The organism is Mesorhizobium sp. M1E.F.Ca.ET.041.01.1.1, from assembly GCF_003997355.1.
Classification (GTDB): Bacteria; Pseudomonadota; Alphaproteobacteria; order Rhizobiales; family Rhizobiaceae; genus Mesorhizobium.
Genome location: NZ_RZSL01000311.1, coordinates 1 through 7,323, shown reverse-complemented (window position 1 = coordinate 7,323; position 7,323 = coordinate 1). Strand labels below are relative to the sequence as shown.

Here is a 7,323-nt window from a genome sequence, read left to right as displayed (position 1 = left end):
GACAGTTTCCGGATCGTAGACCGTCTTCAGCGCCGACACGATGTCGTCGGTCAACCGCGCCAGCTCGTCGGCGGGGATCGCCGAGGCCGAGACGACGCCGTTCCCGGCGGTTTCCGCTGCGGTCTCTGCGGTGGTGCTCACATCGTCCATGGTCATCACCCGAAGAACTTTCGCGCCTTTTCCAGCGCATCGGCCAAAGCGTCGACTTCGGCCCTGGTGTTATACATGCCGAACGATGCCCTGCATGTGGAGGTCACGCCGAAGCGTTTCAACAGCGGTTGGGCGCAATGGGTGCCCGCCCGCACTGCCACGCCCTGCCTGTCGATCACCATCGACACGTCATGGGCATGGATGCCCTGCAATTCGAACGAGATGATGGCGCCCTTGCCCGGCGCGTCGCCGAAGATGCGCAGCGAGTTGATCGCGCGCAGCCGCTCATGTGCGTAATTCTTGAGGTCCGCCTCATGCGCGGCGATGCGTTCGCGGCCGACCCTCTCCATGTACTCGAGCGCCGCGCCCAGCCCTATCGCCTGCACGATCGGCGGCGTGCCGGCCTCGAAACGGTGCGGCGGCTCGTTGTAGGTGACGATGTCCTGCGTCACCTCCTCGATCATCTCGCCGCCGCCCATGAAGGGCCGCATCTCTTCCAAGAGGTGCTTCTTGCCGTAGAGCACGCCGATGCCCGACGGGCCATAAACCTTGTGGCCGGTGAAGACGAAGAAATCGCAGTCGAGGTCCTGGACGTCTACGGCCATGTGCACGGCGCTCTGGCTGCCGTCGACGAGTACGGGAATTCCGCGCGCGTGGGCGATGCGCACGATCTCCTTGATCGGCGTCACCGTGCCCAGCGCGTTGGACATGTGGGTGATGGCGACGAGCTTGGTGCGGTTGGTCAGCCGCTTCTCGAATTCCTCGATGTGGAAGGCGCCGAGATCGTCGACCGGTACCCAGACGAGCTTGGCGCCCTGCCGCTCGCGGATGAAATGCCAGGGCACGATGTTGGAGTGGTGCTCCATGATAGAGAGCACGATCTCATCGCCCTCGCCGATCCTTGGCATGCCCCAGCCATAGGCGACGGTGTTGATCGCCGAAGTGGTGTTGGAGGTGAAGACGATATTGTCGGTGCTCGGCGCGTTGAGGAAGCGGCGCACCGTTTCCCGCGCCTTCTCATAGGCGTCGGTGGCAGCGTTCGACAGGAAATGCAGGCCGCGATGGACGTTGGCATATTCCTGGGAATAGGCGTGCTGGATCGTGTCGAGCACCACCTGCGGCTTCTGCGCCGAAGCGCCATTGTCGAGATAGACCAGCGGCTTGCCATAGACCTGGCGCGACAGGATCGGGAAGTCGCGGCGGATCGCCTCGACGTCGTAGGGAGTGGTTTCGATCTTCTGGTCCATTTCGAAGTCCTTGCCGGCCGTGGCCGCGATCCTTCCAACACCCCTCATCCGACCGAGCTTCGCTCGGCCACCTTCTCCCACAAGGGGAGAAGGTCTAGCGCCTTACCTTCTCCCCTTGTGGGAGAAGGTGGATTGGCGCGTAGCCAAGACGGATGAGGGGTGCGGTCGAGGCCAAGCCTCGACCGCTTTTCACCCGTGCGTCAAAAACCAGCCGTCTAGCCGCGCCTCCAGCGCGTCGACCAGCGCCTCGTCGTCCAGTTCCTCGATCACTTCAGCCACGAAGGCCTTCACCAGAAGGCCCCGCGCCGTCTTCTCGTCGATGCCGCGCGCCATCAGGTAGAACAGATGGTTGTGGTCGATCTCTGTGACGGTGGCGCCATGGCCGCAGACGACGTCATCGGCGAAGATCTCCAGCTCCGGCTTGGTCGAGAACTCGCCGTCGTCCGATAGGAGCAGCGTGTTGCAGGCCATCTTGGCGTTGGTCTTCTGCGCGTATTGGTGCACGTTGATGCGCCCCTGGAAGACGCCGCGCGCCTTGCCGGTCACCACGTTGCGCATCACTTCGGTCGAGGCCGTGTGCGGCACGGTATGGTCGAGCACCATGGTGGTGTCCGTATGCGTGTCGCCGGCCAGAAGGTTGATGCCGCGCAGCTTGAAATCCGCGCCCTCGCCCGTCGTCCTGACCACGACTTCCTGCCGCACCAGCTTGCCGCCGGCGTTCATGACGAACAGTGTCAGCTTCGCATCCTTGCCGATATGCGCCTTGAACTGGGCGAGATGCGTGGCCGTGTCCGGCTGCTCCTGCACGATCAGCCAGGTCACCTCGGCGCCTTCGTCGAGAACGAGCTGGCTCACCGAGCTGATAAGGGCATCGCCGCCCTCGCCCGCCTGGCGCTCGACGACGATCGCCTTGGCGCCGGCGCCGACGCGCGTCAGCAGCCGCACATGCGTCTGGCCGCCTGACTGCAGATTCTGCAGCTCGATCGGCTTTTCCAGTTCAGTGCCGTCGGCGATGTCGACGAAATAGCCGTCGGCGACGAAGGCCGTGTTCAGCGCGCCGATCGCGTCGTCGGCGCCATAGCGATCGAGCCCGGGCGCGACGCTGCCGTCGGTCAGCTTTTCCGACAGGCGCTGCACCGTGACGCCCTCGATCACAGGCAGCTTCGTCTGCGAAACACCGCCCAGCACCGGCAGCACGGCGGAACCGTCGAGAACGGGCTCGAGCGCCTTCGCGACCGCCTCGGCCTCGAAGGCCGGCACCGAGGTCAGCAGCCGGCGCAGATCCGTATAGTGCCAGGATTCGATGCGCCGCGTCGGCAGACCGTGCTTGATGGCCTCGATCGCGTCGTCGCGCTTGACCATCACCGCGCCGTCGCCGGGCAGCAGCGACAGCCGCTCGCCGAAGGCATCGATCAGCGCCGTCTCGGCCAATGTCCGCTGCGGCTGTGCGTGCATGTTCATCGCTCTCGCCTCGCCTCCTGGCATCTCACGCGGCTTCGCCGATCACGCCGGCATAGCCGTTGGTTTCCAGATCGAGCGCCAGCGACTTGTCGCCCGACTTGATGACCTGGCCCCTGTAGAGCACGTGCACGCTATCCGGCACGATGTGCTCGAGCAGGCGCTGGTAGTGGGTGATTACGACGATCGCACGCTCCGGCGAGCGCAGCGCGTTGACGCCGTCGGCGACGATCTTGAGCGCGTCGATATCGAGGCCGGAATCGGTCTCGTCGAGCACGCAAAGCTTCGGCTCCAGAAGCTTCATCTGCAGGATCTCGGCGCGCTTCTTCTCGCCGCCGGAGAAGCCGACATTGAGCGGCCGCTTCAGCATGTTCATGTCCATGTTGAGCGAGGCGGCGGCTTCCTTCACGCGCATGAGGAATTCCGGCACCTTCAACGGCTCCTCGCCGCGCGCCTTGCGCTGCTCGTTCATCGCCACTTTCAGGAATTCCATGGTCGCCACGCCCGGTATCTCCATCGGATACTGGAAGGCGAGAAAGATGCCGGCGGTGGCGCGCTCGGCCGGATCCATTTCGAGGATCGACTGGCCGTTGTAGAGGATGTCGCCTTCGGTCACCTCATAGTCCTCGCGGCCGGCCAGGATATAGGACAGCGTCGACTTGCCCGAGCCGTTCGGCCCCATGATGGCCGCGACCTCGCCGGCTTTCACCGTCAGGTTCAGGCCGCGGATGATCTCGGTGCCGTCATCGACGATGCGGGCATGCAAATTCTTGATTTCAAGCATCATTTTTTTCCTGAATATCGTTTGCGGTCAGCCGACCGAACCCTCAAGGCTGATGCCGATCAGCTTCTGCGCCTCGACGGCAAACTCCATCGGCAGTTGCTGGATGACGTCCTTGACGAAGCCGTTGACGATCAGCGCGATCGCCTCTTCCTCGGGGATGCCGCGCTGCATGACGTAGAACTTCTGGTCCTCGGAAATCTTCGACGTCGTCGCCTCGTGCTCGAACTTGGCCGTCGCGTTCTTGGCTTCCATGTAAGGCACGGTGTGCGCGCCGCACTGGTCGCCGATCAGAAGCGAGTCGCAGTTGGTGAAGTTGCGGGCATTGGCCGCCTTGCGGTGCGCCGAGACCTGGCCGCGATAGGTGTTCTGCGAGAAGCCGGCGGCAATGCCCTTGGAGATGATACGGCTCGACGTGTTCTTGCCGAGATGGATCATCTTGGTGCCGCTGTCGACCTGCTGGTAGCCGTTCGAAACCGCGATCGAATAGAACTCGCCGCTGGAGTCGTCGCCGCGCAGGATGCAGCTCGGATATTTCCAGGTGATGGCCGAGCCGGTCTCGACCTGCGTCCACGAGATCTTCGAGCGATCGCCGCGGCAGTCGCCGCGCTTGGTGACGAAATTGTAGATGCCGCCCTTGCCCTCGGCGTCGCCGGGGTACCAGTTCTGCACCGTCGAGTATTTGATCTCGGCATCGTCGAGCGCGATCAGTTCGACCACAGCCGCATGCAGCTGGTTCTCGTCGCGCTGCGGCGCCGTGCAGCCCTCGAGATAGGAGACATAGGCTCCCTCCTCGGCGATGATCAGCGTGCGCTCGAACTGGCCGGTGTTCTTCTCGTTGATGCGGAAATAGGTCGACAGCTCCATCGGGCAGCGCACGCCCTTCGGCACGAAGACGAACGAGCCGTCGGTGAACACCGCCGAATTCAGCGTGGCGTAGAAATTGTCGGTGGTCGGCACGACCGAGCCCAGATATTTCTGCACCAGCTCCGGATGCTCACGGATCGCTTCCGAGATCGAGCAGAAGATGACGCCGGCCGCGGCCAGTTCCTTCTTGAAGGTAGTGACCACGGAAACGGAGTCGAACACGGCGTCGACCGCCACGCGGCCCGACTTGTAGACGTTGTCGTTGGCTTCCTCGAGCTCCGAAGCCTCGGTCCTCTGCACGCCGGCGAGAATCTCCTGCTCCTTCAGCGGAATGCCGAGCTTCTCATAGACCTTGAGCAGTTCGGGATCGACCTCGTCCAGCGACTTCGGGCCAGGCGTGCTCTTCGGCGCGGCGTAGTAGTGGATGTCCTGGAAGTCGATCTTCGGATAGTGGACGCGCGCCCAGGTCGGCTCTTCCAGGGTCAGCCAGCGCCGATAGGCCCCCAGACGCCATTCCAGCATCCAGTCCGGCTCGCCCTTCTTCTCGGAGATCAAGCGAATGATGTCTTCACTCAGGCCCTTGGGGGCCTTGTCCATCTCGATCTCTGTCTGGAATCCGTATTTATACTGGTCGACGTCGATCTTTCGGACTCGATCGATCGTCTCCTGCACAGCAGGCATAAGCGTTCTCCATCCACGCCGGGGTCAAGGCCCGGCAGTTTTCAAACTATGGCACCGCCGAAACCCGGTCCCGGAGGAGACCTGCAGCGGAGTAAGCTCCATATAGTGCATTCCGACCGGGAATTCACCCGGCCAAAACGAAACGCACGGCTCTACCAGGCCCGAAGGCCTGAAACTTTCCTTTTTTGGCCGCTAGGCGGCCCTTTCCTTATCGGCCCGGCGCGCGACAATGCCCGCGAGCGCCGTCCGGAACGCCTCGATCTCCTCAGCGCCCGTCGCGCGTCCGATCGAGACGCGCAAGGCGCCAACGCTGTCGCCGTGCCCCATCGCCTTCAGCACATGGCTTGGCCCGACTTTTCCCGACGAGCAGGCCGAACCCGCCGACAACGCCACACCGGCGAGATCGAAGGCGATCTGCGCCGTCTCGGCCTTGATGCCCGCAATAGCGAAGAATGTCGTGTTGGCAAGCCTTGGCGCCGCCGCTCCAAAGATTTCCGCGTCCGGGACGATTTCCCGGACAATCGCCTCGACCTCGCCGCGCCGACGCGCAACGGCGTCGATTTCGCCCAGGCCGGCGAGTGCGGCCCGCGCCGCGGCGCCGAAACCGGCAATGCCGGGGAGATTCTCGGTGCCGGCGCGATGGCCCTTTTCCTGGCCGCCGCCATTGATCAATGGCCTCGGCATCATCAGGTCGGCCGCAGCGACGATGGCGCCGACGCCCTTCGGACCGCCGATCTTGTGCGAGGACAGGATCAAATAGTCGGCGTAACCGGCTGACATATCGATCGGAATCCGTCCGGCCGCCTGCACGGCGTCGACGACGAGCACACCACCCGCGGCCTTGACGATCTCGGCGGTGCGGCCAACCGGCTGAATCACGCCCGTCTCATTGTTGGCGGCATGGATCGCCACCAGCGGCAGGCCCTCGGCCTTGTCATGCGCGGCCAACGCCTTCGTCAGCGCGTCGAGATCGGCGACGCCGTCGCGATCGACGCCGATCCGCGTCACCTGTTCCACCGCAAAACGCCCACCGCTCAGCAGGCAAGGATGGTCGGCCGCCGAGACGTAAAGGTGGCTCATGCGGATAGCGCCGCGCCCCATCTGCCAGTCGGGGGTAAGCAGCGTCGAAGCGGCCTCGGTCGCGCCGGAAGTGAAGACGACGTGCTCCGGCTTGGCATTGACCAGCCTCGCAACATCGCGCCTGGCATCCTCGACCAGGCGGCGCGCCGCGCGACCCTCGGCGTGGACCGACGACGGATTGACGGCATCGAGCGCAGCGACCACCGCAGCGCGTGCCTCTGGAAGCAGAGGCGCGCTGGCGTTGTAGTCGAGATAGGCGCGAGTTGCGGCCATTTTCCTTCAGTCGATCCCGTCAGCAGCCATTCCGCGAGGATAGCGCGTTATTTCCTTGAAATTGCAAGGCAAGCCGTCCTATTTACCCGGCTTGCGGCGTGGGCGGCCAGACCATTGCGTTTCAGCCACCCAGTTTTGAACAATTCTAAACTAGCTTCTAGGAAGACGCTCGCCCGGCGTCAAGGCCACAGAAGATGGGGCCGAAGCAAGAGTTCCGGGCCAGGGAAGTTCCTGACAAGCGCCTTCGTATGCCACGTGGAGTATTTTATGCCTGAGGTCATTTTCGCCGGTCCGGCTGGTCGCCTGGAGGGTCGCTACCAGCCCTCCAAGGAAAAGAGCGCGCCGATCGCCATTGTGCTGCACCCGCACCCGCAGTTCGGCGGCACGATGAACAACAAGATCGTCTACGACCTCTTCTACATGTTCCAGAAGCGCGATTTCACCACGCTTCGCTTCAATTTCCGCGGCATCGGCCGCAGCCAGGGCGAATTCGACCACGGCACCGGCGAATTGTCGGACGCGGCCGCCGCGCTCGACTGGGTGCAGTCGCTGCACCCCGATTCGAAGAGCTGCTGGGTCGCCGGCTATTCCTTCGGTTCCTGGATCGGCATGCAGTTGCTCATGCGCCGGCCGGAGATCGAGGGCTTCATCTCGGTCGCGCCGCAGCCCAACACCTACGACTTCTCCTTCCTCGCCCCCTGCCCTTCGTCCGGCCTCATCATCCACGGCGACGCCGACAAGGTGGCGCCGCCCAAGGACGTGCAGACGCTGGTCGACAAGCTGCAC

At 63.7% G+C, this 7,323-nt stretch carries 6 protein-coding genes and 1 pseudogene; 1 reads left to right on the top strand and 6 read right to left on the bottom strand.

Features of this window, described 5'->3' with window-relative positions; genetic code table 11:
• From EOA38_RS40500 to EOA38_RS22590, 6 genes and pseudogenes are all read right to left on the bottom strand, one after another.
• Positions 1-150 (bottom strand): annotated as a pseudogene (locus EOA38_RS40500) (SUF system Fe-S cluster assembly protein); the annotation flags it as partial.
• 5 nt (positions 151-155) lie between these two features.
• Positions 156-1,397: a cysteine desulfurase gene (locus EOA38_RS22610; RefSeq protein WP_127300304.1), complete on the bottom strand. Its 1,242-nt coding sequence runs from the start codon at positions 1,395-1,397 to the stop codon at positions 156-158.
• A 189-nt stretch (positions 1,398-1,586) separates the two neighbouring features.
• Entirely contained in the window at positions 1,587-2,858 is a 1,272-nt protein-coding gene (gene sufD / locus EOA38_RS22605) for a Fe-S cluster assembly protein SufD (RefSeq protein ID WP_127300303.1), read from the bottom strand.
• A gap of 25 nt (positions 2,859-2,883) precedes the next feature.
• Complete coding sequence (gene sufC / locus EOA38_RS22600; protein WP_127300302.1) at positions 2,884-3,639, bottom strand: Fe-S cluster assembly ATPase SufC; 756 nt, start codon at positions 3,637-3,639, stop codon at positions 2,884-2,886.
• A 27-nt stretch (positions 3,640-3,666) separates the two neighbouring features.
• The gene (gene sufB / locus EOA38_RS22595) at positions 3,667-5,184 is read right to left on the bottom strand and encodes a Fe-S cluster assembly protein SufB (protein WP_127300301.1); all 1,518 of its coding nucleotides are present in this window, start codon (positions 5,182-5,184) and stop codon (positions 3,667-3,669) included.
• Positions 5,185-5,376: 192 nt separating this feature from the next.
• Complete coding sequence (locus tag EOA38_RS22590; RefSeq protein WP_127300300.1) at positions 5,377-6,537, bottom strand: cysteine desulfurase family protein; 1,161 nt, start codon at positions 6,535-6,537, stop codon at positions 5,377-5,379.
• Between the two features lie 267 nt (positions 6,538-6,804).
• On the opposite strand from EOA38_RS22590, the gene EOA38_RS22585 reads away from it, so the two are divergent.
• Positions 6,805-7,323 (top strand): alpha/beta hydrolase (locus tag EOA38_RS22585; RefSeq protein ID WP_127300299.1); only part of this gene is annotated, 519 nt, incomplete at its 3' end.

Bases quoted from the DNA above. Each gene is read 5' to 3' on its own strand.
- EOA38_RS22590 (WP_127300300.1), bottom strand. From the start codon at position 6,537: ATGGCCGCAACTCGCGCCTATCTCGACTACAACGCCAGCGCGCCTCTG.
- sufD (WP_127300303.1), bottom strand. From the start codon at position 2,858: ATGAACATGCACGCACAGCCGCAGCGGACATTGGCCGAGACGGCGCTG.
- sufB (WP_127300301.1), bottom strand. From the start codon at position 5,184: ATGCCTGCTGTGCAGGAGACGATCGATCGAGTCCGAAAGATCGACGTC.
- sufC (WP_127300302.1), bottom strand. From the start codon at position 3,639: ATGCTTGAAATCAAGAATTTGCATGCCCGCATCGTCGATGACGGCACC.
- EOA38_RS22610 (WP_127300304.1), bottom strand. From the start codon at position 1,397: ATGGACCAGAAGATCGAAACCACTCCCTACGACGTCGAGGCGATCCGC.